The 24,522-nt window shown below is 32.7% G+C and carries 24 protein-coding genes; 5 read left to right on the top strand and 19 right to left on the bottom strand.

Annotated features, from left to right (window positions below; translation table 11 throughout):
- Nucleotides 1–88: 88 nt before the first annotated feature.
- The 4 genes from ACFS3A_RS25425 (at nucleotide 89) to ACFS3A_RS25410 (ending at nucleotide 2,733) form a co-directional block, all read left to right on the top strand.
- Nucleotides 89–1,249 carry a hypothetical protein gene (locus ACFS3A_RS25425; RefSeq protein WP_379828363.1) on the top strand — a complete coding sequence of 387 codons (1,161 nt, stop codon included), beginning with the start codon at nucleotides 89–91 and terminating at the stop codon, nucleotides 1,247–1,249.
- Between the two features lie 135 nt (nucleotides 1,250–1,384).
- Nucleotides 1,385–1,840, top strand: coding sequence for a hypothetical protein (locus tag ACFS3A_RS25420; protein WP_379828362.1), 456 nt, complete (start codon nucleotides 1,385–1,387; stop codon nucleotides 1,838–1,840).
- Nucleotides 1,841–1,880: 40 nt separating this feature from the next.
- On the top strand, nucleotides 1,881–2,405 hold the full coding sequence (locus ACFS3A_RS25415) for a hypothetical protein (protein ID WP_379828361.1): 525 nt from the start codon (nucleotides 1,881–1,883) through the stop codon (nucleotides 2,403–2,405).
- A gap of 58 nt (nucleotides 2,406–2,463) precedes the next feature.
- Entirely contained in the window at nucleotides 2,464–2,733 is a 270-nt protein-coding gene (locus tag ACFS3A_RS25410; RefSeq protein ID WP_379828360.1) for a hypothetical protein, read from the top strand.
- A gap of 36 nt (nucleotides 2,734–2,769) precedes the next feature.
- Here ACFS3A_RS25410 and ACFS3A_RS25405 read toward each other — a convergent pair whose 3' ends face one another.
- From ACFS3A_RS25405 to ACFS3A_RS25395, 3 genes are read right to left on the bottom strand one after another with little or no spacing between them, the layout of a single operon-like run.
- Nucleotides 2,770–3,486, bottom strand: a complete 717-nt coding sequence (locus ACFS3A_RS25405) for a LytR/AlgR family response regulator transcription factor (protein ID WP_379828359.1) — start codon at nucleotides 3,484–3,486, stop codon at nucleotides 2,770–2,772.
- 1 nt (nucleotide 3,487) lies between these two features.
- Nucleotides 3,488–4,516, bottom strand: a complete 1,029-nt coding sequence (locus tag ACFS3A_RS25400; RefSeq protein WP_379828358.1) for a sensor histidine kinase — start codon at nucleotides 4,514–4,516, stop codon at nucleotides 3,488–3,490.
- Nucleotides 4,517–4,531: 15 nt separating this feature from the next.
- Nucleotides 4,532–6,946, bottom strand: coding sequence for a TonB-dependent receptor domain-containing protein (locus tag ACFS3A_RS25395; RefSeq protein ID WP_379828357.1), 2,415 nt, complete (start codon nucleotides 6,944–6,946; stop codon nucleotides 4,532–4,534).
- 252 nt (nucleotides 6,947–7,198) lie between these two features.
- Between ACFS3A_RS25395 and ACFS3A_RS25390 the strand changes: the two genes are divergently transcribed.
- Complete coding sequence (locus ACFS3A_RS25390) at nucleotides 7,199–7,933, top strand: tyrosine-protein phosphatase (protein WP_379828356.1); 735 nt, start codon at nucleotides 7,199–7,201, stop codon at nucleotides 7,931–7,933.
- A 132-nt stretch (nucleotides 7,934–8,065) separates the two neighbouring features.
- Here the strand turns inward: ACFS3A_RS25390 and ACFS3A_RS25385 are convergent, their stop codons facing one another.
- The 16 genes from ACFS3A_RS25385 to ACFS3A_RS25310 all read right to left on the bottom strand — a co-directional run bounded on the left by ACFS3A_RS25385 (nucleotide 8,066) and on the right by ACFS3A_RS25310 (nucleotide 24,513).
- Nucleotides 8,066–10,432: a GumC family protein gene (locus ACFS3A_RS25385; protein WP_379828355.1), complete on the bottom strand. Its 2,367-nt coding sequence runs from the start codon at nucleotides 10,430–10,432 to the stop codon at nucleotides 8,066–8,068.
- A gap of 8 nt (nucleotides 10,433–10,440) precedes the next feature.
- Nucleotides 10,441–11,205, bottom strand: coding sequence for a polysaccharide biosynthesis/export family protein (locus tag ACFS3A_RS25380; RefSeq protein ID WP_379828354.1), 765 nt, complete (start codon nucleotides 11,203–11,205; stop codon nucleotides 10,441–10,443).
- Between the two features lie 76 nt (nucleotides 11,206–11,281).
- Nucleotides 11,282–11,482 (bottom strand): hypothetical protein, encoded by a 201-nt coding sequence (locus ACFS3A_RS25375; RefSeq protein WP_179002422.1) that lies wholly within the window; start codon nucleotides 11,480–11,482, stop codon nucleotides 11,282–11,284.
- An 18-nt stretch (nucleotides 11,483–11,500) separates the two neighbouring features.
- Nucleotides 11,501–12,901, bottom strand: coding sequence for an exopolysaccharide biosynthesis polyprenyl glycosylphosphotransferase (locus tag ACFS3A_RS25370; protein ID WP_379828353.1), 1,401 nt, complete (start codon nucleotides 12,899–12,901; stop codon nucleotides 11,501–11,503).
- Nucleotides 12,894–13,340 carry a VanZ family protein gene (locus tag ACFS3A_RS25365; RefSeq protein WP_379828352.1) on the bottom strand — a complete coding sequence of 149 codons (447 nt, stop codon included), beginning with the start codon at nucleotides 13,338–13,340 and terminating at the stop codon, nucleotides 12,894–12,896. Before ACFS3A_RS25365 ends, ACFS3A_RS25370 begins: the two co-directional genes overlap by 8 nt.
- A gap of 13 nt (nucleotides 13,341–13,353) precedes the next feature.
- On the bottom strand, nucleotides 13,354–14,112 hold the full coding sequence (locus ACFS3A_RS25360) for a glycosyltransferase family 2 protein (protein WP_379828351.1): 759 nt from the start codon (nucleotides 14,110–14,112) through the stop codon (nucleotides 13,354–13,356).
- Between the two features lie 184 nt (nucleotides 14,113–14,296).
- Nucleotides 14,297–14,845: a WcaF family extracellular polysaccharide biosynthesis acetyltransferase gene (locus ACFS3A_RS25355; protein WP_379828350.1), complete on the bottom strand. Its 549-nt coding sequence runs from the start codon at nucleotides 14,843–14,845 to the stop codon at nucleotides 14,297–14,299.
- A gap of 11 nt (nucleotides 14,846–14,856) precedes the next feature.
- Nucleotides 14,857–15,942 (bottom strand): glycosyltransferase family 4 protein, encoded by a 1,086-nt coding sequence (locus tag ACFS3A_RS25350; protein WP_379828349.1) that lies wholly within the window; start codon nucleotides 15,940–15,942, stop codon nucleotides 14,857–14,859.
- A gap of 4 nt (nucleotides 15,943–15,946) precedes the next feature.
- Complete coding sequence (locus tag ACFS3A_RS25345) at nucleotides 15,947–16,486, bottom strand: acyltransferase (RefSeq protein ID WP_379828348.1); 540 nt, start codon at nucleotides 16,484–16,486, stop codon at nucleotides 15,947–15,949.
- Nucleotides 16,483–18,024 carry a lipopolysaccharide biosynthesis protein gene (locus tag ACFS3A_RS25340; RefSeq protein ID WP_379828347.1) on the bottom strand — a complete coding sequence of 514 codons (1,542 nt, stop codon included), beginning with the start codon at nucleotides 18,022–18,024 and terminating at the stop codon, nucleotides 16,483–16,485. The genes ACFS3A_RS25345 and ACFS3A_RS25340 overlap by 4 nt, the downstream gene beginning before the upstream one ends.
- A 24-nt stretch (nucleotides 18,025–18,048) precedes the next feature.
- Entirely contained in the window at nucleotides 18,049–18,732 is a 684-nt protein-coding gene (locus ACFS3A_RS25335) for an acyltransferase (RefSeq protein WP_379828346.1), read from the bottom strand.
- On the bottom strand, nucleotides 18,729–19,868 hold the full coding sequence (locus ACFS3A_RS25330; RefSeq protein WP_379828345.1) for a glycosyltransferase family 4 protein: 1,140 nt from the start codon (nucleotides 19,866–19,868) through the stop codon (nucleotides 18,729–18,731). Before ACFS3A_RS25330 ends, ACFS3A_RS25335 begins: the two co-directional genes overlap by 4 nt.
- Nucleotides 19,865–21,142, bottom strand: coding sequence for a glycosyltransferase (locus ACFS3A_RS25325; protein ID WP_379828344.1), 1,278 nt, complete (start codon nucleotides 21,140–21,142; stop codon nucleotides 19,865–19,867). The genes ACFS3A_RS25330 and ACFS3A_RS25325 overlap by 4 nt, the downstream gene beginning before the upstream one ends.
- 4 nt (nucleotides 21,143–21,146) lie before the next feature.
- Nucleotides 21,147–22,634, bottom strand: coding sequence for a hypothetical protein (locus ACFS3A_RS25320; protein WP_379828343.1), 1,488 nt, complete (start codon nucleotides 22,632–22,634; stop codon nucleotides 21,147–21,149).
- A 2-nt stretch (nucleotides 22,635–22,636) separates the two neighbouring features.
- Nucleotides 22,637–23,710, bottom strand: coding sequence for a glycosyltransferase (locus ACFS3A_RS25315; protein WP_379828342.1), 1,074 nt, complete (start codon nucleotides 23,708–23,710; stop codon nucleotides 22,637–22,639).
- Between the two features lie 71 nt (nucleotides 23,711–23,781).
- Nucleotides 23,782–24,513: a sensor histidine kinase gene (locus tag ACFS3A_RS25310; protein WP_379828341.1), complete on the bottom strand. Its 732-nt coding sequence runs from the start codon at nucleotides 24,511–24,513 to the stop codon at nucleotides 23,782–23,784.
- Between the last annotated feature and the right edge of the window lie 9 nt (nucleotides 24,514–24,522).

The following is a 24,522-nucleotide window of genomic DNA, read 5'->3' as shown; positions in this document are numbered from 1 at the left end:
AAAAAATACTCCTATTGGAGTATTTTTTTTGCCTTATACATAATCTAATTTTGTAAAAGCAGTCAATGCAGTTTAAAAAATACCACAAATGTCTCCAAAAGTATATTCTTTTCATTTTTTTAAATGCTATCTTCTTTTAGTCTGTAGCAGTGCTTTTTCACAGACTGAAGTATATAAATCTGAATTTACAACTCCCGAATCAAAAAGACTTTCAGGAGCCATCACAACTTCTGCCAAAAGTATCCTTTTTCATGTACCAGACCATAAAATATATGTTATTGATAAAAAAGAAGGCTTCTTAAACTGGGAAATTAATGTACCACCAGGCAAAGTTCCTTTCTTATATAAAAATACTTTTTTCTACAGTAGCAAAGGAGTTCAAAGAACAACACAGTATAATCTGGACACAGGAGAAAAGATTAAAGAACTGTCTTTGGAATATATAAACACCAACCCTTTCTTCATAAATGATATTATGTACTGCACCGCTACAGTTGACGGGGGAAAACTTATAGCTTACAGTTTGACTGAAAATAAGGTACTCTGGCAGGAAAATATAGGATTTGGAGCAGAAGTTAGTCCAGTGTATCTGAAAGACAAAATTGTAGCCAATGCAGAAGATGATAACTGGTTTGAAATTGATTATAGCGGTAAATTATTAGAATCCAAAGGTTATGCTAATTTCTATCTGGATTCTAAACCATTTTTTATCAGGAAATATAAATTTCTTACTCACGATAATAAAGAAATTACAGAACATTACTTAAAGAAACATAATCTTTCTAACTCCAATTATCAGATAAAAACCAATTCTGACAATACTTTTATACTAACAGACAAATATTTTTTGATATTAGGAAATAACAAAAAGAAAAGAGTACAATTAAATCTTGAAAAAGAATTTCCGGTTGAAAATTTTGATCCGGATTCTCCCATCATAATTTTTGATGCCAATCAGGAAAACGTGTGGTTCAGTTTTCAGAATCAGCTGCTGAATTATGATTTTAAAAGCAAAAGACTTCTGCGAAAAGTTAATTTAACTAAGTGGAATCCTTATCAAATTATATTGGATGACAGAACAATCTGGCTGTTATCTGAAAATGACGAAAAGCTTTATGGACTGGACTTTGAACCAGACCAAAAAACGGCTGATATTATAGAGGCCAAAGCGAATTACTATAAATGCAGAGAACCAGATCCCCGAAAGATTGAAGCGGCTAAAGCTATACAGGAAAAATCAAGACAATAATCAAGAAAGTATGGGACAAAACAGAATACAAACTTAAATTTGTAACTTAAACTGATGAAAAAGAGAAAACGGGAAGCTTTGGTTATTGATATCTATGAATAATTTTCATACTTTATGCTTATCAAAAAATGCTATATGATTAAATATGTAATTATAAGTCTGCTTACAGTTTCTTTTTGCACTTCTAGGGCGCAGTCTAAAGAAACATATCAAAAATATATCTCAGACAATTTGAGTTATAAGCATTTAAAATATAATATTGGCAAAAACAAATGTCAAATCAGTATTTATAAAATTGATTTCAAAGATTGCACAATGAGTTATCCTGTTTTTATAAAAAAAGAAAATAAAACAGAACGTTATACTATTAGGATTTTTCTTCCAGGAATAAACGAGATCACAGTCACTAAATCAGAGAATGGCCATCACGTTATAAACTTTACAACTGAAAGGAAAAGCATTATCAGGGAATATCCCGACGGAACTCTTTTACATGAAACAAAGCAGAGTATTCCTTTAACAAGATATGATGCTAAAGCTTTGGAGTACTTAAAAAATCTGAAAATTGTCTGCACTAGAAAATCAAAATAATGAAGTACCAAAATCTAATTCTTAAAAATAACCAGTCGCTATGAAGTTAAAAGGTATCGAAAAACAATTTTGGTGGAATTTTGGGCAGATAAATGACTCCAAAAACATTCCTTCAGAAATAACCGGTATATCCGGTGTTGATAATCCCGATTATAATGATGATTATTTTCAAATGCTTACAGAGAAGGTGAAGGTTATTCATTCTATTTATCTTAAAGAGACAGCAGTTACCGATGAAGCTATAAAACATATTGCTAAAGTGAAGCAGTTAAAAAGTCTTACCTTAATGAAACATCCGGGAGTTACAAAAGCCTGCCTAACCTATCTTAATGAGCTTACTGATCTGGAATATCTTGACATTTGGAGAACTGACATTCTATTAGAAGACCTGACTGCTTTAAATCAGTTAAAGAAATTAAAGGAAATAAATGTAGCTTCTGCAAGACCAACACAAGATGACATTTTTCACGAATTGGATTCAGAACAGATTCTCGAACAGCTCATTGAACTTGAAGTTATCTTTCCTGACTGTATTTTTTATGTAGATTTTAAAAAGTATCTGTAAAATCTATCTGATTGCACAGTACAGAGAGGAGAGAAAAATTATATTTAAATCAAAAATCATGACAGAACTTTTCAGCGAAGCTTTTAAAAACTACATCTTAAACCAGAAAGTAATTTCATGGGGATTCCAACATGAAACCAGGGTGTTGTTGCCAAACGGATATAATGCGTTTCCTTCAGGCTATTATACTGAATATGAAAACGGCTATAAAATCATCATCAGCGGAGCAACACTTCATAAAACCAACATTCAGGAAGCCATGATTTTAGATCCAAAAGGAATTCCAATTGCAAGAGATACTGAAGACACAAAACCTTATGAATTCTAAATAAAATCAAATTTAACTTTTCATAAGTCCATTATTCTAATCATTTTTACCTCTTTTAATAAAATTTCTACCTATAAGTCTATCATATATATAGTCTTTCAAATCTCTTGATATTGGTATAATACCCCCTCTGATTTCCAGTCGGTTACCTTCAATAGAGTTTATACAGTCCCTGTTAACAATGAAAGATCTGTGTGTTTGAATGAATTTGTCTGACGGCAGCTTTTCTGCAAGTATTTTCATTGTACAATAAACCATTTCTTTAGAGTCCACCGTGTGGACAATAACGTAATTCTCCATGCTTTCGATAAAGAGTACATCTTTGAAAAATAATTTTTTTATTTTTTTGTCTACTTTAACAAAAATATGATCAGCGCTCTCACTACTTTGTTTTTTCTCTAATTCTCCATACAGTTTATTGACAGATTTTAAAAAGCGTTCGTAGGAAACTGGCTTTAAAAGATAATCAAATACATCCAGTTCATATCCTTTTAAGGCGTATTGTTCGTAAGCGGACACTATAATAACTTTCGGTAGTTTCTCACTGGATGTTAGAAATTCAACACCCGTAAGTCCTGGCATCTCTACATCCAGAAAAATAACATCTGCAGCTGTTTTCTTAATCATGGCAGTCAATTCCATTGCATTTTCACACTCTGCAATAAGAGAAAGAAAACCGGTTTTTTCTATATATTCTCTTAATCCCTTGCGTGCAAAAGGTTCGTCATCTGTTATAATACATTTTATATCCATACTACATTATCTGAAGTTTTAGTGTAATTTCAAAATAATCGTGACTATTTTCCATCGTTAATTTATGCTTGTCAGGATAAAGTAATTCAAGTTTACGCTTAAGGTTGCTAAGTCCGATACCGCTATCCTTAACAGACTCTGAAACTGAGACTGAAGAAACTGAATTTTTTAGTATAAATGCTACCTCATCACCCAGAAGTTTCAATGAAAGATCTATTCGGTAGGAACCTGCCACATATTTAAAAGCGTTTTCTAAAAGTGGCTGTAGTAACAATGGATGTACTTTTTGTTCCTTTAAAACAGAATCTATTTCAATATTTACAATTAGCTTATCTGTTTTTCTAAGTTGTTGAAATGCTATATAAGAGCGTAAATATTGTATTTCCTTATAAAAGGTTACGGTCTGATTCACATCATAGAGTTGATAACGCAGCAGTTCTGATAAATGCTCAATGCTTCTTTTCGCTTCTTGATTATTTTCGTCAACTTGAAAATAAATAGTGTTTAAAGCATTAAAAAGAAAGTGAGGGTGATACTGCGATTTCAAAAAATCTAATTCTGCTTTGTTTTTCTCCGCCTTTAGTTTTTCCAGACTAATTACTTTTTCATGAACATTTTTGCTTATAATACTGCTTCGTATCAGTGTGTAAAAAATAAGCAGTAACGGTAAATAAGTAGCATTAATGAGCATGTAATCTATCCATCCTGCTCCCATAAATAATACATCGCTGGATTGCCCTGCAATCAACAATATATTTAAAGAAATAATTAGTTCTCCAAATACGCAAATATATTCTCCACTTATACCCTTGCTGAAATCTTTATCTAAGAGTCTTCTGCGCCAAATTATATTACCAGCATAACATATAAGTACAGAAAACAACAATGCCACTAAATGCAGACGAATATCTCCTTCCCAAAAAATTCCAGGACGGGTAAGATCTGTTACTGCTCTGAGAACATTATAAATTAAAATCCCCCAAAGAGCGGGATATATCCATTCTACTGATATTTTTTTTATCGTATTCATTTTAAATCCTACAAGTTACAAATTGATCCGATTATTTTCTTCTATATCACCTGCTTTTCGAATTGATTTAGAAAGATCTCCGGAATTAAACCTCCACGTAGCAGTTATACCAATCATTCGGCTGTCACGACGCTCTTGATATTTCCCAGAGATAACTGAGTTAGAAAGACTAATCTGTTGTCGGTTAGAGAGAAAAATATCATTGGCATATAAATATAAATTTAGTTTTTTCTCAAAAAAACTTTTTCTTACTCCCAATGATGCAGCACCAAAAGAACCTATTTCTGCCTGGCCTTCTGCCATTTTACCATTAAAGAATCCCACTGCTTCGACCGCCCATTCACCCGGCAATGTAAACTGGTTGCTTATCTGCATTGTCGGTGTTAACAGGTTGTTACTATATAATTTTCCTGTTTCAAACCAATGGAATTGTTTATATGTAAAAGAAGAATTAAACTGTACTGTCCAATATTCAACCGGCTTAATATTATTAATATTGATCCTTAAACCAAAAGCATGACTCTCTTTCAGGTTAAGAGGCATTACAATAGTCACTTCACTATCTGTTTCGGTAAGGTAGCTTTTGGCAATAGGATTTTTTCGAATGCTGTAGAACAGACTAAATACATATCTTGATTTTATAAACCATGAGCCCTCAAGATTATTTACCAATTCAGGATTTAGAGCTGTATTTCCTTTTTCCTGTAAGTAACGGTCATTTACTTCTGTAAAAGGATTGAGATCTCTGTAATTAGGACGAACTATACGTCTGCCATACTGTAGAGATACTGTGTTCTCCTCAGTAAAACTGTAACTTGCCCTTAAAGACGGAAAGAGATACCCATACAATCGGGTGATTTCAGCTTCATCAATACCTGATTCAAAATTTGATTTAGCTCCTGTATGCTCATAACGAAGCCCTGCTTCTGCAGAAAAACGAGAAGACCACTTCTGGCTTAGCTGTAAATAGCCTGCCAGAATACTTTCTCTATAAATAAAACCGCTGCTTAATTTTTCGTCCTGCTCCCATTTGCCAGACTCTAATGACTTGTATAAAGCATTATTATCAATAGTTACAATCGAAGATTTAAAACCCGATAAAAATGTAAATCTATCAGAAATTTTATAATCGGCATCTGACTGAAAATTAACAACTTGAATATTGCCTTCCATCTTTCCTTTTAAATTACTTTTCGAAGAGAGTTCTGATGAATTGCTTACCTGATCTAATTCTTCTTTTTGTTTAAAATCTAGCATACTTAATGAATTTTCCCATTTCAATTTTTGAGTAAACTTGTAAGACAAATTAAGACTTCCTTCTAAAGTACTGCGATCGACGTTTTGAATATTATTTGTAGCGATTGAAGCCTCATTGGAATAATTTCCTGTAATAAAATCTGACTGTACATTTTCATTTTTACTCCGTCTAAACCAGTTGCCATTCACATAAGTACCAATCGTCATTTTTTTTGAAAATTCGTATTCGATTCCTGTCTTGAAATAATTGGAACTGGAATAGAATTTTCTATATGCCTGCATATCGATTCTTACTCCGTTGTTATCAAAATTTTCGATATTATAATAATCTCTAAACGATTCTATTTCTATAAAATCATGACCTTTGTAAAAAGAGTAATCTGTGTAAAACGAATATTTTTTATGCTGCATACGAAATGAAACATTTTGATTCTGACGCAGATACTTTCCAGATTCTACATTAGATGAAAGAACCACATTTACACCACTGTCGACTTTTTTCTTTCTTTTTATATTAATAAAACCACTTGTTCCTCCGGCATCATAGCGTGCGGAAGGCTGTGTTACCATTTCTATTTTTTCAACAGCGCTGCTTGGAATAGAGCGTAACATATTTACTAAATTCTCACCACTCAGATAAGTTATTTTATCATCAATCATAACATTTGCTCCTGCCTGACCATTGAGCAGAACAGTACCGTCATTTAGAATTAATATTCCCGGTATCTTACCCAGCGTATTCAAAAGAGAACCATTAGATCCAAGTGAAACAGCGGAGAGATCTACAATGGTTTTTCCTGGTTCTGCCTTAAAAGCATTTCGTTTTGTACTAACGACTACCTCTTTCATATGGAATGCTTCGGGTTCTATTATTATATCCGGAAGGGATATATTTTCCTTATTTAGTACAATCTCGACAACTTTCTTAACGTATCCCGTCATTGAAACTAAAACTTTGTACTTGTCGTATTTCAAATTTTCTATTACATAACTTCCAGTCGAATCGGTAACACTACCTGCTACATAACCTGAATCTGTTTTTAAAACTACAATATTTACACTGGTAAGCGGCTGGATACCATCTGTTATCTTTCCCGAAATTCGACTTTGCCCCAAAAGTAGTACCGGCATCATAATCATTATACAATAAACTACTATTTTATTTGCTCTCATTTTTTATTTCATTATTTAGATTAATGAAAGCAAAACTATAAGCACTATAACGGTAATAGAAATTTACTTGATTAACAGATAAAACTTCTTGATGAACCGTAATTTCTTTTAAAGCAAAAAAAAACTTACCTTAATAATACAAATTAAAGCCAAAACTTTTAAGGACATAAATTCCTTTATTATTTCGAATTAGATCTTATAATATCATAAAACTAAAAGCATAAGGATTAAATTTATCAATAAATTTCCATCATGTTCCCTTTCCTTAAAACAAAGTACTATCTAAAAGATCTTCTTCCTGAAAATTACATTGATATCCACAATCACTTATTACCCGGTATCGATGATGGAGCAAAAACAATTCAGGAAACTACAGAACTTATTGTTGCAATGAAGGAATTAAACATTTATAAAAGTATTGCAACACCTCACACTTTTAATTCAAAATGGAATAATACCAGTCAAACTATAAAAACTGCTTTTGAAAACGCTACAAAAGAAAAGGTAAACAGAGCGTTTTTAAAAAATTATGCCAGCGAATATATGCTGGACTCTTCTCTGATTGCAAAAATGAAAGAAGAAGAACTCTTATGCCTTCACGATAATTTTCTATTGCTTGAGTTTCCAATGCTTTCAAGTCCGTTAAATTTGTATGAGATGCTTTTTGAAATCAAAATTAAAAACTACAAAATCATTCTTGCTCATCCGGAACGCTATCTCTATCTTCATAATTCTATCACTAAATATGAAAAACTAAAGGAATTTGGAGTTTTCCTTCAACTCAATCTTCTTTCTTTAACGGGATATTATGGTAAAATAATTCAGAAAAAAGCACTGGAATTACTTGAAAATGATTTATATGACTTTACGGGATCTGACATCCATAGCAAAACAGAAATTAATCAATTCCAGACTGTAAAACTTCAGATTCCCAATAAAAAGAAAATGGAGCATTTACTGCTTAATAATAGTATCTTTCTTAAATAAAAAACAAAAAAAAAGCTGTTCTCAATGGAACAGCTTTTTAAAATTTAAACAAATTTAAATTTTATGATCGTGGTTGTTGTGGTTTGATTTTGGTTAATTATATGATCAATTTTCAATCTAACTGCATCGAGATTAGAACATTTTTTTCTTCAGTTTCTGCAGTCTTGTTTCTTTCTTGATATCCTTTCCGTAGCCATAGCCATATCCGTAATTATAGCTGTAACCGTAACCTGAACTAAAATCAATATCATTTACTACATAGCCCATATTGACCAATTTTTGATCTTTATGCAGCTTGTTTGAATAGGCTATTAAATTCTTCTGTGTCACTCCGGAACGCAGCACAAACAAAGTGGTATCGGCATATTTTGAAATCATAAGAGTATCAGTCACTAGCAAAGTCGGCGGTGTATCAAAAATAATGATGTCATACGCTTTTTTTACTTGCTTAATAAATTGTTCGAAACGCTGATTGGATAATAATAATGTTGGATTTGGAGGGATAATTCCTGAAAGCAAAATATCAAATGGAAATTCAGCATCTCCGTTACTGCACAATAAATCTTCCCATTGAATAGTGCCATCATGCAGATAATTGCTGAATCCCTTACTCTCTTTTGTTGTATTGTTTAAATGTTTGTGCAGCTGTGGATTTCTAAAATCAGCTCCTATAATAATTACTTTTTTATCCAGATGCGCGTAAGCTGCCGCCAAATTATAAGAAACGAATGTCTTACCTTCTCCTTTTATAGATGACGTGACAAATAGCACTTTTCCAAGTTGATCTTCAGTATAAGGAGTAATAAAATTGGTATTGTTGGCCAAAGTTCTAAAAGCTTCCAAATTTTGCATAATAGTATCTTTATCATCCTTTAATGACGGAAGCTCTGCTAAAATAGGCAGTACCGTATTTGTATTTTCAACATCTGCAGCTGTATATATTTTATTGTCTAATTTAAAGAGTGTAAATAAAATGCTGAACGGAATACAAAATCCTATAAAAAATGCAATCAATACAATCTTACTTTTTTGAGGAGAAATGGGGTAAATATCTGTTATCGCATAATCTATAATCTTAGTATTGGGTATGGTAACAGCCAAATTTATAGAAGCTTCTTCCCTTTTTTGAAGCAGTAATAAATATAAACTTTCTTTTAAATTCTGCTGGCGTTCAATACTTCTCAGCACTTTTTCCTTTTCGGGAAGAGAAGCAAAACTTCCTTCAGCCTCTTTCTGGGCAGATTCACTCTGAACCAGTGTTGTTCTTAACTGCTGTTTATAGCCTTTTACAGAATTGATAATGTTGTTTCTTAAATTCGTAAGCGTAGTTACCAACAACTGTACAGAAGGGTTATTATTTCCTGCACTGGTCTGAAATTTTTGATACGATAAAACTGCTGTATTATAATCAGCAACCAATTGATTGATTATTAAATTTTGTATCCCGATATCTGCGGGCAAAAGTTCGAATGCTTTTTGAGATTCTATGCTATTTCTGAGCAGATCTGCTAATAACAATTGTGATTCTATATCAAAGGAAGTCTGTTCTTTAGCCGCTTTTTGAAGAATACTTGAACCTGCATCTTCCTGAATAAAACTAAGTTTATTGTTCTTTTTATAATTCTTTTTAGAACTTTCTATAGAATCAAGTTCTCTCCTCAGGTATACAAATCGATCATCGACAAAATTAATAGTTCTTCTGGAGACTTCTTTTTTATCTGTGATTCCGTCGGCTTCGTAAACATAAATCAGATTATTAATTACAGCTTCTGATTGCGGTCCGTTTGTGCCTTTTAAGGAGATTGATAATATATCGCTGTCTTTTCCTTCAGCATCCACTTCAAAAGCATCACTTAATTCCAAAGCTGTTTTATGGAGCGTTTTTAAAGTAACATTAAAACTCTTATTAATGTTTTTTGCCATTACAGCCCCTAAAGCCGGCTTTATATTGATGGGAAAATGAGGTATGTTTTTGTCTGACACATATCCTTTTACCTCAACGCTTTCTCCAGTTGCAATATCCAAAACAGTATATCCTGATGCCGTTACAGTTATGGTATAATTCAACGCGCTTCTCAGGTTGGATGCACCATCGCGATAACTGACAATAAAAGGCGGATTAAAAATCTGTTTGGATGTTACTCTCGAATTATAGTAATACTCTACATTCAACTTCAAATTTTTGACTACCTGTTCTGAGAGATGAACTGATTTAAGCAATGCAATCTCGTTCTCTAAGTTAATGGTGGATTTATTAAATAATTTAGAAACATCTAATGTAAAATTTGAATTTTCTTTATCATTCAACAGTTTAACTTTAGCCTCAGATTTGTATACAACATTTGCATATCTTAAATAAACAAAAGCGCTGAATAAAGAAATAAGTATCGATAATACAAAGGCTGGCCAGTACTTTAAATATTTATTGATAATTTGTTTTAAATCTACCGGGTTATTTTCTTCAATAAAATCGAAATATTCATTTTTATCCGTATTCATGAGTTGATTTATCTTGTAATTAATATTATAGAGCTTAGAATTAAGGATGCGATAGTTAATATGGTGCTTGCATTTCCTATATAACCTGCCGTTTTTACCTTAGCATCATTCGGATTAACGACTAAAATATCGTTTTGATGAACCTGATATTGTTCTTTATTCATCCAGTCTGCTGTTGTTAAATCAACATGCGTGATGATTCTTTTTCCTTCAGATTCTCTAATTAGCAAAATATCATTTCTTTTCCCGTTAATAGTCAAATCCCCGGCATAGCCAAGAGCCTGCGGAATAGAAATGGACTGTTCTAAAAAGGGATAAGTTCCCGGCGATTTTACTTCTCCCAAAATCGTCACTTTTGCATTCAAAATACGCACTGCTACAGAAGGATTCACTAAATGTCCTCCTTTTTCGAGTTCAGATTTAAGCTTTGTTTCCAGATCTTTTACAGATAGACCTGCAGTATTTATTTCTCCTAAAATTGGCAGTACAATGGTTTTATCTGGAGAAACCAGATAGCCTTGCACTTTCAAAATATCTAGGGTGCTGCTTACCCCAACTGTATTTGCTGCTTGAATGTTGTATGCCAGCGCCGTTTCAGGAACCAAGGCTCCAATTCTAATACTGAGAATATCATTTGGTTCAATAGAAACAGGTTTTAAGTTTGTTGCAACTGATGCATAATTACCGGCATCCTGAAAATAAATAATATCTTTTCTGGAAGCACAAGAAAAAAATAAAATACTAATAAGTATTATATATAGTAATCGATTCATTGTATTTTGGAATAAATTTTAAAATTTAAGGCATTAGGATTGTGCTTTATCTCAAGCACTGGAAAGTAAAAAGCCATTACAAAGAATTGGACAACTCGCCTGATTCGTACTGGGCTGTTCTCTTTGCTTTCATTTTATCATTCAGTTTAGACAATCGGTTTAACTGTTTCTTCTGAACTTTGTCTTTAATGTAATAGCGGTATAATTCTTTACCAATAAAAAAACCGGCAATACAAATACCTGAAAGAAATCCGGCAACATAATAGGTTACATTCATAATTATTTAGTTTTTAGGTTAAAATGCATTTTCATCCCCCTTAAGGGTTAATACAACTGTGAGCAGACAAATTTTCAAGTCCTTTATCAGACTCCAGTTTTGTAGATAATCTATATCGGCTTTTACTCTTCGTTTCATATCAGACACTTTTTTAGTTTCGCCTCTGTGTCCCGATATTTGGGCTAAACCGGTAATTCCTGGTTTTACAAAATGACGCACCATAAAATCATTAATCTGATTGTTATAATCTTCTGTATGTTTCAGCATATGAGGACGCGGCCCTACTACACTCATATCGCCCAATAAAACATTGAAAAATTGAGGAAGCTCATCCAAACTGGTTCTTCTTATAAACCTGCCAATTGGCGTAACCCGCATATCTCCTTTTTTAGCCTGCAGGCTGTCACTGTCTGTATTTACAGCCATACTTCTAAATTTGTAGCAATAAAAAGACTGATTTTTTTTGCCTGTACGAAGCTGCTTAAATAAAACAGGGCCTTTGCTTTGTTTTTTTATAATCAATGCCAAAATAGGATACAGCCATGAAAGGATAAAAATGATGACCAGTAGACTAAAAACAATATCAAAAATCCTCTTTACCAGTCTATTGTAAGCATTTTGAAGCGGTTCATATCTCGGTCGAATAATATGGAAGTTTTCGTAACTGGTGCTGCTGAATGAATGTTTAGAAATATCAGATAAATCCGGAACAAATTTTAATCGGATGCAGTACCTGTCTGCCAGCTCAAAATAAGTATTCAGGTCATCTATAAACTCGGTTTTTACTACAATGTATAGTTCTTGAATTCCTCTTTCGGATGATTGGTGAATAGCATTTATGAGTTCTTCGTTAAAAGATGATTTATCTCTTAAATTATGATCTTCAACATCATTAATGATTCCAAGAAAATTAAAAAAATAAGAATTACTTTCTAATTTAGATGCCAATTGAATGCTTGTTGAATTAAACCCATAGATAGCAACAACAAAAGGCTTTTTAACCCATTTTTTTATGTTGTTTAAAACAAAAGTGAAAATAACCCTCGACAGCAAAAGATAAAAAAGCAGAAAAGTAAACTGCAGCATACTGGCTCCTATAGTCAGCTGATATCTTTTTAAGCCCTCAAAAAAAACAATATAGCTTTGCCAGAATATAAACTGGCCTAAAAACACACGCCAGCTGTTACGGTAAAAAATTGGCAAACTGAAAACAGTATCCAGACGATATAAATTAAAATATAAAGTCGTCAATAACCATCCCGCAGCAGCAACTAAATGACTATTATTGACAAAAGACGAAGTCCATTGTACAGCTGTTTTTTCGCCAAAATAAAAGAATAATGATATACTGATAACTACCGCAGCAATATCAGATAAGATACTGCAAAAAATAAAAGTAAATTTATGTCTGTTACGCATTTTTATAAAAAAAATAATGATTTAACTTCTTGAATGATAAAGCAGCTGTTCCGCCACAGATACCTCCGGCTATTCCAAAAACAATATCCATAAAATCGGGATGTCTGTCTGATATAAAAAACTGTCCTGCTTCTGCCAGACAAACGATCACTGTACAGATTATAATAGTATTCTTCCCTACAAAAAAGAAATTCATCTCTTTGTAATCAGCCGCTGATTCCTGACCGGCTTCACACAAAAATCCTAACAGCAGAAAAGGAACTGCTGTACGCAGATTGAGATATTCATTAGTCCATTCTATTATAAATTGGGGTAAATAAGTTTCGGTTCTTAAATTGGAAGAAGGCAACCATGAATAATAAAAAATTGCTGCTGTACATATTAAAAATAATACTGCTATAATACCTCTTCTGTTACTTTTGTGATTACTATTTTGCATTACAGGAAAAAATCTAAGCAATGGGTTCTAAATTCAAATATTGTTTTAATGCCCGTAGCTTTTTCTTAAATACTGCTGTGAAGGCTGGAAGACCATGATATCTGTAAATGCGATAATCTTCGTAAAGAACTTCAAATGCCCTGCTGCGGGAGGTACTTAAACCGCCCATTTTCATTTTTACTAAATAAGTATTAAGGTAGGCTAGCTTTATTCGGCTTTTAAATAAATAACGCAGCAGAAACTCTGTATCTGAAGCTATTTTAAAATCAAGATCATAATAGCCTAGTTTTTCAATAATACTTTTTCTGAGATAGACAGTAGGATGAAGTGGTAACCAGCCGGATTTTATTTTTTTGTAATTGTAAGCTCCTCCTATTCTGTTTCTTACAACTTTTTCTTCACTATCATTAGTCACATAAATTCCGTCACCATAAACTCCATCATGAGAAGGAAATATTTTAAACATGGTAACGATTTTTGAGACAACCTCATTATCATAAAATGCATCATCAGAATGCATCAAACCGATAATATCTCCAGTTGCCATTTTCAAGCCCTTATTAATGGCGTCATACATTCCTTTATCAGGCTCAGACAAATAGGTGCTTATTCTCTGTTCATAAGATTGAATAATTTCCTTTGTACCGTCAGTTGAATTTCCGTCTATAACAATATATTCAATATTAGGGTACTCTTGTGATAAGACACTCTCTATACAATTTGCAATGGTTTCTTTTCTATTGCAACAAATAGTAATGATAGAAACTTTCATGATGATTTTTTTAAGTTAATTTGAATATTTGAAGTAGTAATGGCTATAGTAAAAATGGGTTAAGAATAGGCAGAGAAGACCTTCATCATGTTAAAAAATGATGCTTTTTTGATCATCAAAAAACAAAATGCTTATTTAAAATACTCTCAGGAATAGAAACTTAAAGAACATAGATGAATATAAATTACCAACGTTCTTTTACCAATTGAAGCGGATTACCGCTGAAAACCCCATTTTCAGGTAATGACTTTGTTACTATTGAACCAACTGAAACAATAGTATTAATACCGATTTTGACATTGGGACCAACAAATGAGGCCGCTCCTACCCAGCTTCCATCTTCCAGCACTATTACACCATTTCTATAAGGCATTGTTGGATCTTTATAATCATGATTGCCTCCACAAACAAAAACTTTCTGGCTAATACAAACATTATTTCCAATAGTGAGTAATTCAAAGTTTAGAAAAAATACCTCTTCACCAATCCAAACATTATCTCCTACAACTAACTTCCACGGAAAGTGGATGTTTACCCTGGGTTTGATTACTAATCCTTTACCTACTTTGGCCCCAAAGGCTTTTAATAAAAATACTTTAAACTTTGAAGGATATGGAATAGCGGAAAGAAAAAAAACAACCTTTACAACATACCACAACATCTCTTTTGCCTTAGATGCCCCCCTGTCAAGACCTAACTGAGAGTTGAATAAATCTAAACGAACTTTTTTCATAATACTTTAATTTAAATATGTTTAATAACTTTAAAGACTTTAGCTGCAAATTGTGCTTCGGTAAAATACGATTGTACATACTCTGTATTCACCTTGCTGTATTTATCGACCCATTCTGCTAGTCTTTCATTAATTTCCAGCAGAGTGTTAAATATGCATTCAGGACTTTTGGAAGGTATAAAACAGCCATTTTCTGTGCTGATAATATCTGGTATCCCGGAAAACTTTGTTGTTACAATTATGTTTCCGGCTGCCATAGCTTCTATTAACGAAATCGGCTGCCCTTCCATACGGTAATAGGTAGGCAGGACAAAAACATTTGACTTTTGAAGAAGATCAGTTTTACTCTGTCCCGATACAACACCATGGTATTTAATAAATCCTTGAAGTTCCTGGAATTTATTGTTTATAATAGCCTCTGATTCGTCTTCAATTTTACCTGCTATATCTGCTTCAAAAATAATTCCCTCATTTCTTAATAGAATTAAACTATCTAAAAAGTCCAGGATTCCTTTTTCCTCCATTAGATTACTTAAATAAAGAAGTCTAAGTTTATCCTTTGGTTTAGCTATACCTGTCTTTTGAACCAAATCGTCCTGAGCAAAATTTTCAACTATAAAAACTTTCTTTGCATCAAGCAATCCATCAAAATTGGTCTTTAAAGAGTTAGACAGCACAATTCCCGCTGAAGCTTTACGGATAAAGAATGCAAAAAATCGCTTTTTAAACCCTTTCAAAGATTTATATTCATTCCCAATATGATTTCCATGAACATGAATAATATAAGGTCTTCCGGCTGCTAAACAGTAAAAATAGAAAGGCATATATTTTACAATCCCAAAAAAAGTTTGTCCCGGCGTTGTATAAACTATATCCGATTTAGAAATAGCTGTTACTTTTTTATAAACCTTTACAAATGAAAAGACTTTACTAAAAGAGAATTGCCCGACATTATCTGAAGAAATATTTTTTGAATTCGTATTAATTATATCCACAGAAATTTCTTTTTTCAGTTTTAACTGCTTTAATAGAATTTCATTGGCTAAAGAACAGCCGTTTATTGGCTGAGGAAACGGACCGATAATAAGTATCTTCATGTTTTTATATGCTATCTTTCTGTATTATTGAACTCTCCATATGTTGTTCCCATTTGAGGGCTTTTTCGGTTAATTTTCCAATTATCTGCGCTGGATTTCCAATAACAATGGAGTCAGAATGAATGGTTCCTCTTACCACGCTTCCTGCTCCTATTACCACATTATCGTGAATAATGGTTCCAGGCATGATGATAGCCCCCATTCCTATGAATACATTTCTGCCGATATGAATTTCTTTTTTGAAAGCAAGATCTGTAGCAGGCTTTTTATTCAATGCAATAAGACCAGTGGTTAAGGAATAATCATGTGTGAGCAGAATTACTTTTTCGGAGATGACCACACGCTCTGATAAGTAGATTTTATTAAAATCATCAAATCTTACCTGAGTTGAAATATACCTTGGAAGGCCATTCATTTTTACTCCAACCATTTTCAAAATGAAATTATACCCCTTCATATAAAACCTGGGCATTCTACCGTCAAAAGGCTTCAAAAAGGTTTTAAGAATATGAAATGCCAGTTTTAAAAACAGCCTCTTGATCATAGTTTTTTATTTATTATATTTTGTATTAAAGTGATAAAATATTTCAGTTCAGCTGTCTTAAAGTAAAAGAGAAGAATAATGATATTTGGAATTACTAAAGCAATGACTGCCTTTCCAAAAAAACCTGAAAAATTATCCGAAAGGAATTCCTGTAAATAATTTACTGTTAGATATGAAACAGCCAGAATAACCGTATATTTAACCAGCATAATGTAATAAGACAAGACTTTTTTTTGGAAACCATATTTAAAAACTACATAAGGTTCCCACCATATATTTGTTGTTAGATTACTTATTATTGTCGCGATAATTATAGATTCGATTCCCCATTTTAAGACTAATAAAAAGTAAAATGAAAAGGATAAATTGATAACTGCTTCAAATAAAGATTTCCATTTAATGGGCCAGAATAGGCCTTTGGCGTCTATAAAAATCTGAGAAGTAGTTCTCATTCTATCCAAATAGAAATTGAAGGTTATTAGAAAGGTTATTAATGCAGAAAAAACGTATTCTTTTCCCCAAATTAAATGTATAAAAGGATTAACTAATGTGCTCAGGGCTATAAAACAGCAGATCGCAAAATAGGCATTAATAAAAAATAACTTTTTAAAAAAAGTATGCGATTCATCGTCTGATTTTTCTGCTACATAATTTCCAACACTTGCCGTTATTGGAAGCAGCATTTGCATGAAAACAATTCTAATGGTATTAGTCAGTAATAAATAGTTGGAATAAATCCCCATGGCTACTATTCCGACAAATTTTGAAATCAACAAATCATCTACTCCGGTAATGACAACAGAACCTAATTTACTGAACGACATCGCAAAGACATTGCGTCTCAAAGCAATCTTATCTTTTTTCTCAATTTTTTTATGCTTATAATACATCAGATAAGGAAATAACTTATCTGCTTTTTTAGATATAAAATAATTCCCTAAAAAAGTACACAGAATCTGAATAATCAGAAAACTTAAAAAATCATGGAATAAAAATAGGACTGCAATTTGTAAAGTTCCCTTGATAATATTAAAGTAAAGCTGATTTAAGGAATCTATATGTCCATTCTGGCTGGCAATTATTAATGATCTTTTATAATTAAAAAAATAGCTTATAGAAGTATTAAATAAATAGAGCAGATAGATAATCCATAAAGAAGGAAGTTCCTTAGGCAATTCTGATAAATCATTGATAAAAAAATGTAAAAAAGGAATTAAAAATAGACCCGTAATAAAAATTACTGTACCAATGATTTCATAAACCTTGGCAAAATAATTCATTAGTTTTGAAACCTGAATTACATCTTTTTCAGCCAGCGGCGCATACATGGCATAAATAATTGCCGTTCCAAATCCAATCTCTGCAAAAGACAGCACCGAAAGAATATTGGTAAACAACCCATTAATTCCTAAATAAGCCGCTCCTAATGTTTTTATAAAGATAGTACGGACGGCAAAATTTAAAATTATCGTGATCAACTGGCCTATTAAAGCTGTTGCAGAATTTTTTATAGAACTTCGGGTTCTGTTTGTTGTCATTAAAAATTATTGTTTTTTATAAGATTACTTCTCCCAACGAACATTCTTCTTAACCATTACTGCCGGTATACCACCAATAATTATGTTAGGCTCCGAAAAAGATTTTGTTACAATTGATCCTAAAGCCACTATGCTGTTGTCTGGAATTGTCACTCCTTTTAGAACAGTCGCATAACTTCCTATCCAGACTTTGCTTCCTATCGAAATTGGCCTGTTGGTATTGATGATGTTTTCGTCTTGGTCAAAAATGTGGTGTCCATCACCATCCCGAATATGAATATTCCAGCCTGCCAGTACATTATCTCCAAAAGTTATAGTAGTGTTACTTGCACAAAAGAAATTCTGATTTGCTGTAAAGTTTTTTCCAAAAACGATTTGTCCACCTTCATCCGTTCTTAATGATACTCCTCTTGCAAAATGGGCACTGCCTACAAAAGCAACTTTACATTCTTTTTTAATGGTCCAGTAGCTAAAGCGATTGCACTCATTTCCAACCGCACCTTCTCCCCAACCTATTTTAATCATTCCAAATCTTGGGGTTTCATTTAATACAACTGTATTTCTGTGCAGTGAACAAAACTTAGTTCTATAGTCTACCAAAATGGGAAGTTTAACAGCTATTTTAGGTTCAAACAAACAGAAATTAAAATAAATCGTTTTAGGAAGGCTGAAGCTTAATCGTACTACTTTTTTTAACAAATGAATCATGCCTGTTGCTTTAATATGGTATTACATAATTTTATTAATTCTTCGCCTGAATTCGTCCAACTGTATTTTTTGGCATTTTCATAACCAGACTCAATCAGCTTTTTTCTAAAATCGGCATCTACTATAATACGCTCTAAAGCATCTGTAGTTTCCTCAATTTCAAATGGATCTACTAATACTGCTGCATCGCCGGCAACTTCCGGCATAGACGAAACGTTAGAAGTAATAACAGGAGTTCCTGCAGCCATGGCTTCTATAATGGGCAAACCAAAACCTTCATAAGACGATATAAACGCCATTGCCAAAGCCAGTTTATAAACCGCCGGTTTGTCTTCTTCATCGATATAAGGCGTAAAGAAAACCTGCTCTTCTATGTTAAGATTAGCTGCCAGCTTTTTCAAATCTTCATTTCCCTGAGTAATCACTAAACTGACTTCTGCTCTTATATCTTCAGAAAGCAAAGCATAAGCACGAATCAAATTATCTACATTTTTATGGATGCGTATTCCTCCCAGATACACCACAAACTTATTGGGTAACTGATATTTTTCTTTGACTTTTGTTAAGTGTTCTTGTTCTATTTCGTTGTTGTACAAGTCAAAATCAACACCATTAGGAATGACAAAAATTTTATTTTTATTGTATAAAAACTCTTCCAGAATGTCCTTTTTAGAAGCCTCAGATATTGTTATCAAATAATCAGAATGGCGGATTGCATAATCAATATCATTTCTGTAATCTGTTTGTATTTTATCGTTTTCTGTAGCAACTCTTAAGGGAATTAAATCATGAATTGTAGTGATTACAATACCGCTGTAATTGACTCTTGGGATTTTATAAGTCAGAAACAAATTAATATCTGACTCGCCACGCATCATATTGTGGTAATAAAAAGGCAGTGCTTTTTTTATCAATCTCGAATACACAACTTTAGCGGGAACTGATGAATATTTTACAGGAAAGGAGAATCTCTCTAATTCCTTTTTTTTGACCCCTCTCACAAAATTAAAACTGCCGAAAATTTTATATAATTTACTTTTTTCTAACTCGGATATTAATTTATTGGCAAACAGAGCAATTCCAGAACCTTGATTGTTTACAGGCTGTAGATTTATATTTATGGTATTTCTTTTCATTGTACAGAATTCACTTTAAGCTGCTGATAAAATTTTTGATAATTGGCTGCCGCATTACATCTTTCTTCCCAAATTCTTCTGGACTGTCTGCACATCTCATTGAATTCTTCGGCTTCTAATAAGGCTATTTTGGTCAGTACATGAACCAGTTCTTCATTAGTAAAATCTTTATCGAGTAAAAAACCATTTACTCCATTTTCAACAATCTCTGCCGTTCCCCCAACATTTGTAGCGATTATAATTTTCCCAAAAGACATTGCTTCCATGATAGAAACCGGAACGCCTTCATTTTCGCTTACGTTGATAAAAACATCGTAGGTTTTATTGGCATATTCTGCAAGTACTTTTTCATTACTGTAAGCGCCCATCAATTTTACAGCTACTGAAGGATTATCGATCTGAGCGGCTATTTTACTTATCTTTTCAAATTCTTCTCCATCGCCATAATGCACCCATTCTATCTTTACAAAAATCTTTGAAACTGCTTCCAAAATAGCAGATACTCTTTTAACAGGACGCATCCAGGAACAGGAAACAAGATGAAGTGTTTCGCTTTTTGGAAAAATCTTGATGCCTTTATCTAAAGAACCTAATCTTGACAATTTTAATTTATCGCTGTATTGTGGAAACTTTTTATTTAAATAGGATACACCATCTTTTGAAATCGAATGTATTTCATCCATCTCAGATAAAATGTATTCTCTCATAGGCAGATAACGGCCTGCATCAGCATATTCGTAGAGATCAAATCGATGACAACGTGTAATTTTTTTTTCAAAATGGATGGTCTTTTGAAACTTCTTTTTTAATGAAATAATTACAAAAGCAGTAATGTACATCCAGTAAGAATATAATACTACATCGCAATTTTTATACTTCTCTTTAATAACTTTTTCCAAATCATTTAAAGCGTTGTGTGCAATAAATAAAAAGATAAAGAGCTGCTTAATATTTCTTAATGTCAGTCGATTTGTCTGTATCAAAAGCCATAATTCTTTATAAAACTTTAAATCAGTACAAGTCAAAAAAAGAAGTTTTATTAATCTTAATTTGCTTTTATAAGAAAGAGCACTATTGCAAAATGTTACGGATTGTTTGGGTTTCTTATAAATAATATCCTCAAACGTCTTAGCGCCATAAACTAAAATCGGAAAACATACTATTTCGTCAAAACCCGTTGCGTATTCTAATTCATTGGATAAAAAATCTTCCGATTTCCCATAAGGAAATTGTGTATTGACTACTATGAGTACTCTTTTTTTACTGTTTTTCATTTTTTTAGACAATAGACCCAGCTGTCCAGTTATAATTTAGATTCTCTACACGAGCGTCTGCTCTCCTATATTTGTTTCGTTTTAAAACTCCCATACGATTTACCCACAAGACAAGCCAATAAAAAAGTATGTATTTACTCCAGCAGAAAATAATGGTCTGCAGACAATAACAATGAACTAATCCCATAAGAATGGACATCCAGATGTACATGTATTTATAGTATAGATCCTGAACAATTTTAGAAGCGGCTTCCATTCTTACTAAAAGCATAATCATAATGTAATTCCCTAAAATCAGAGCCGGCCAACCCAGCAGATTGCCTCCTATAATTAAAAAACCTCCTGAAAGCGAGAGCATCTGTCCCCTGTCATCTCTTTGTTTTAATGAATCTTTAAAAACATCCGAAGAAGAACGCAGCTCTTTCAGACTATTGGACAAAGTCTTAAATCCTGGTAAATCTGATAAACCTGAAAGTCCATCTGAAAAATCTTTAATCAAAGCCTCATTTGACTTTGCAGCGCTGATACCTATCGAAGCTTGATAAGAACGCGCAACAGTCCATAAACCATTGGCATACTCCTCAATAAAATTGGAAACTACCACGTTGGAATCGCCACTTTCTAAAGTTCCTGCATTATCTTCTGCAAATTGTTTATTTGCATAAGACAAAACCATAATAACAATGGCAAACGGAAGCAATATTGCCAAAATCTTTGTTTTTAACTGCGGATAACTTACAATCAAAATGGTAATTGTAGCAATCGCTGTTTCGTATATCAGCGAACGGTTGCTTCCAAAATAAGATATAAAATTAAAGATGGCGGCAATAACACCTAAACCAAAATACAACTGAAAACCAGCTTTGTTTCTAGTATATTTTTTTGCCTCAGCAAGCAATAGAATGAAAATAAAGATTTTTATACTATTAAAAATCGTAGCATCAAATACAACTGCCACTTTAGAAACTGATTCTTTTAATGCTAATATATTCAGTCCCGGCATCCAGGAATTAAATCGGACTAAAAGGAATAAAAAATAAACAATCAGCACTCGTTTTCCGTAGGAATTTAGCGGTAGCTGTCTATGTGAAATATCTTTCTTCCGATATTTTTTTATGTAAATAGAAAACCATTTTTTTATGGCAATGCAGGCAATAAATAATTCAATTCCATAAATAAGCACTGCAATATCATACGAAGCAGCTTTGGCTTCAGGCATTCTGAAATTCAATTTTCCTTCTGAAAGCGTGATCAAAAAGGGCTGAATAAGATATCGAACCACAACAATGCTGTAATAAATTTTAAGTCCTATTCCCTGCTTATGATACCGAAGTATTGTACTGCCGTAAATGGAAATGCATACGGTAAAAAACAAAGGAATTAGGAACAGTAATTCCAGACCTTTCCTGGCAATGGGCTGGTTATAGATATAATAACTTTCGATTATACCCAGCAGCGCTAATCCAATTGTAATATAATTATGATTTTTCAAACTTAAACTGCTGCATTAAAATACTCAACAACACCTTGAAGCGTAACAGACATGTCACATCTTTTTTGAGAGGCTGATCTGATTTCTTCCGAAATATTACGATCTGCATTCTGGTACATTTTTTTGTAAAATTCTATAAGTCCGTAAATGTTAACAGGACTTTCATCAGGACTTATCTGATGCACATATTTTTCATTGTCCTGAATTGAAAAAGCATCCACAACATAAGAAGAAATCATAGGCAGTCCTTTAGCGGCATATTCCTTTGATTTTATTGTACTTTCTGTCTCTAAACCAATTCGGTGTATTGCTATTGAATTTACAGCAAGATCTGCCTTTTCATAAAGCGCATCTAAATCATTCCCGCTTTTGAAACCGTAGAATAAAACATGTTTTTCAATGCCATATTTCGCTACTAATTCCTGATACTTTTTGATTTCATCTCCCTCTCCAACTAAATGATAGACAAAATTAATATCGCCTCCAAGCTGGTAATACTCGTTTAATCCTTCAATTAACCTGTCGTAACCATGACAACTCATGGTAAGAGATACCGAAATTAAATGTATTTCATTGGCATTGTAAATTCTCTTTTCCACTGGAATAACATTTTCATAAATAACTCCATTCATGGTATTTATGGTTTTTATACCAAAAATCTTATGATCATTTGAATACGTAACAATTCGACCAACATAAAGTCTAAGCAAAAAATTAGAAGAAGCATCTATGAAATAACGCATTGCTCCTCCCTTCCATTTCAGCAGTTCGTGCTTGTAAGGAAACGTAGGGATCTCAATAACAATTTTGCTCTTTTTTTTACTTAAGATTCTCAGGGAATTGAGAAACAAAAAATCACACAAATGGTATCTGGTGTAAATAAAACTGTAATTGTTTACCGAAAGAGTTTTATCAATAAAAGAATACATTTTGAGTCTTCGATTGGCTTTTTCTAAAGGAATCGTTTCAAAAAAACTATTATTCAGATAATAAAGACAGTCTGGGCCATAAGAGATTAGCGTGACATTATACGATTTACTAAAAACTTTATATTGATTTAGTATTTTTTTTGACACCCCATTTAATTTTTCAAAATCAATTATCACTGGCGCTATATACAACAACTGTTTCATTCCCTTTTAAAGTATTAATTTTGATTTTTAAAGTTTCTTAATTCTAAAATAAAACAGCTGCCTCTTCCTTGAGCAGACTTCACATTAATAGTACCTTCCAAGGCTTCAACGGTTTGTTTTACGATATGCAATCCTATTCCGTATCCTTCAGAACTATTGGATTCTCTGAAAAATTTATCAAATACTCTGTCCTGATTCATCTTGGCAATCCCAATCCCATTATCGGAAACAGAAATTTTAAGCGTATTGCCATCTGAATAACCTTCTACAACTATCACTTTACCAACAACCTCTTTATTGTGATATTTTACAGCATTACCTATCAAATTTTCTAATACTGTATTTAATCTGAATCTATCTGAAAAAAAGGCTTCTTGTTCTTTAATGTTTACTTGAAAATGAATTCCTAAAGTTTTGATTTCATTAGAAAAAATTTCAGCTGCGTCTGCAACCGTTTTTTCAAGTGGAATTTTTGTGATCTGAAGTTCCGGATAATCGGCTTTTGAGTTTTTTAGATTGTTTCGAATCGTCTGGTCTAGATGAACTACGCGGTCTTTTATCATTCGTATATATTCAATCGTGCTTTCTTCCTGAGTTTCTTCTTCTATTAAAGAAACCAGCATTTTTAAAGCATTAACTGGTGAAAGGAGATCATGTGATACTCTGAAAGCAAAACTTTCTAAATTTTTGTTTACGGCTTTCAAATCACTGATGCTGATTCTCTTTCTCTCTTTTAGCTTGTTCATTTCTTCTAA

The sequence above is a fragment of the Flavobacterium notoginsengisoli genome (assembly GCF_042686225.1).
Taxonomy (GTDB): domain Bacteria; phylum Bacteroidota; class Bacteroidia; order Flavobacteriales; family Flavobacteriaceae; genus Flavobacterium; species Flavobacterium notoginsengisoli.
The sequence above is the reverse complement of the archived record's forward strand: the minus strand, read 5'-3'. Positions and strand labels throughout refer to the sequence as shown.

Coding starts and splice junctions, on each gene's coding strand:
- ACFS3A_RS25425 (WP_379828363.1), top strand. CDS start 89: ATGTCTCCAAAAGTATATTCTTTTCATTTTTTTAAATGCTATCTTCTT.
- ACFS3A_RS25420 (WP_379828362.1), top strand. CDS start 1,385: ATGATTAAATATGTAATTATAAGTCTGCTTACAGTTTCTTTTTGCACT.
- ACFS3A_RS25415 (WP_379828361.1), top strand. CDS start 1,881: ATGAAGTTAAAAGGTATCGAAAAACAATTTTGGTGGAATTTTGGGCAG.
- ACFS3A_RS25410 (WP_379828360.1), top strand. CDS start 2,464: ATGACAGAACTTTTCAGCGAAGCTTTTAAAAACTACATCTTAAACCAG.
- ACFS3A_RS25405 (WP_379828359.1), bottom strand. CDS start 3,486: ATGGATATAAAATGTATTATAACAGATGACGAACCTTTTGCACGCAAG.
- ACFS3A_RS25400 (WP_379828358.1), bottom strand. CDS start 4,516: ATGAATACGATAAAAAAAATATCAGTAGAATGGATATATCCCGCTCTT.
- ACFS3A_RS25395 (WP_379828357.1), bottom strand. CDS start 6,946: ATGAGAGCAAATAAAATAGTAGTTTATTGTATAATGATTATGATGCCG.
- ACFS3A_RS25390 (WP_379828356.1), top strand. CDS start 7,199: ATGTTCCCTTTCCTTAAAACAAAGTACTATCTAAAAGATCTTCTTCCT.
- ACFS3A_RS25385 (WP_379828355.1), bottom strand. CDS start 10,432: ATGAATACGGATAAAAATGAATATTTCGATTTTATTGAAGAAAATAAC.
- ACFS3A_RS25380 (WP_379828354.1), bottom strand. CDS start 11,205: ATGAATCGATTACTATATATAATACTTATTAGTATTTTATTTTTTTCT.
- ACFS3A_RS25375 (WP_179002422.1), bottom strand. CDS start 11,482: ATGAATGTAACCTATTATGTTGCCGGATTTCTTTCAGGTATTTGTATT.
- ACFS3A_RS25370 (WP_379828353.1), bottom strand. CDS start 12,901: ATGCGTAACAGACATAAATTTACTTTTATTTTTTGCAGTATCTTATCT.
- ACFS3A_RS25365 (WP_379828352.1), bottom strand. CDS start 13,340: ATGCAAAATAGTAATCACAAAAGTAACAGAAGAGGTATTATAGCAGTA.
- ACFS3A_RS25360 (WP_379828351.1), bottom strand. CDS start 14,112: ATGAAAGTTTCTATCATTACTATTTGTTGCAATAGAAAAGAAACCATT.
- ACFS3A_RS25355 (WP_379828350.1), bottom strand. CDS start 14,845: ATGAAAAAAGTTCGTTTAGATTTATTCAACTCTCAGTTAGGTCTTGAC.
- ACFS3A_RS25350 (WP_379828349.1), bottom strand. CDS start 15,942: ATGAAGATACTTATTATCGGTCCGTTTCCTCAGCCAATAAACGGCTGT.
- ACFS3A_RS25345 (WP_379828348.1), bottom strand. CDS start 16,486: ATGATCAAGAGGCTGTTTTTAAAACTGGCATTTCATATTCTTAAAACC.
- ACFS3A_RS25340 (WP_379828347.1), bottom strand. CDS start 18,024: ATGACAACAAACAGAACCCGAAGTTCTATAAAAAATTCTGCAACAGCT.
- ACFS3A_RS25335 (WP_379828346.1), bottom strand. CDS start 18,732: ATGATTCATTTGTTAAAAAAAGTAGTACGATTAAGCTTCAGCCTTCCT.
- ACFS3A_RS25330 (WP_379828345.1), bottom strand. CDS start 19,868: ATGAAAAGAAATACCATAAATATAAATCTACAGCCTGTAAACAATCAA.
- ACFS3A_RS25325 (WP_379828344.1), bottom strand. CDS start 21,142: ATGAAAAACAGTAAAAAAAGAGTACTCATAGTAGTCAATACACAATTT.
- ACFS3A_RS25310 (WP_379828341.1), bottom strand. CDS start 24,513: ATGAACAAGCTAAAAGAGAGAAAGAGAATCAGCATCAGTGATTTGAAA.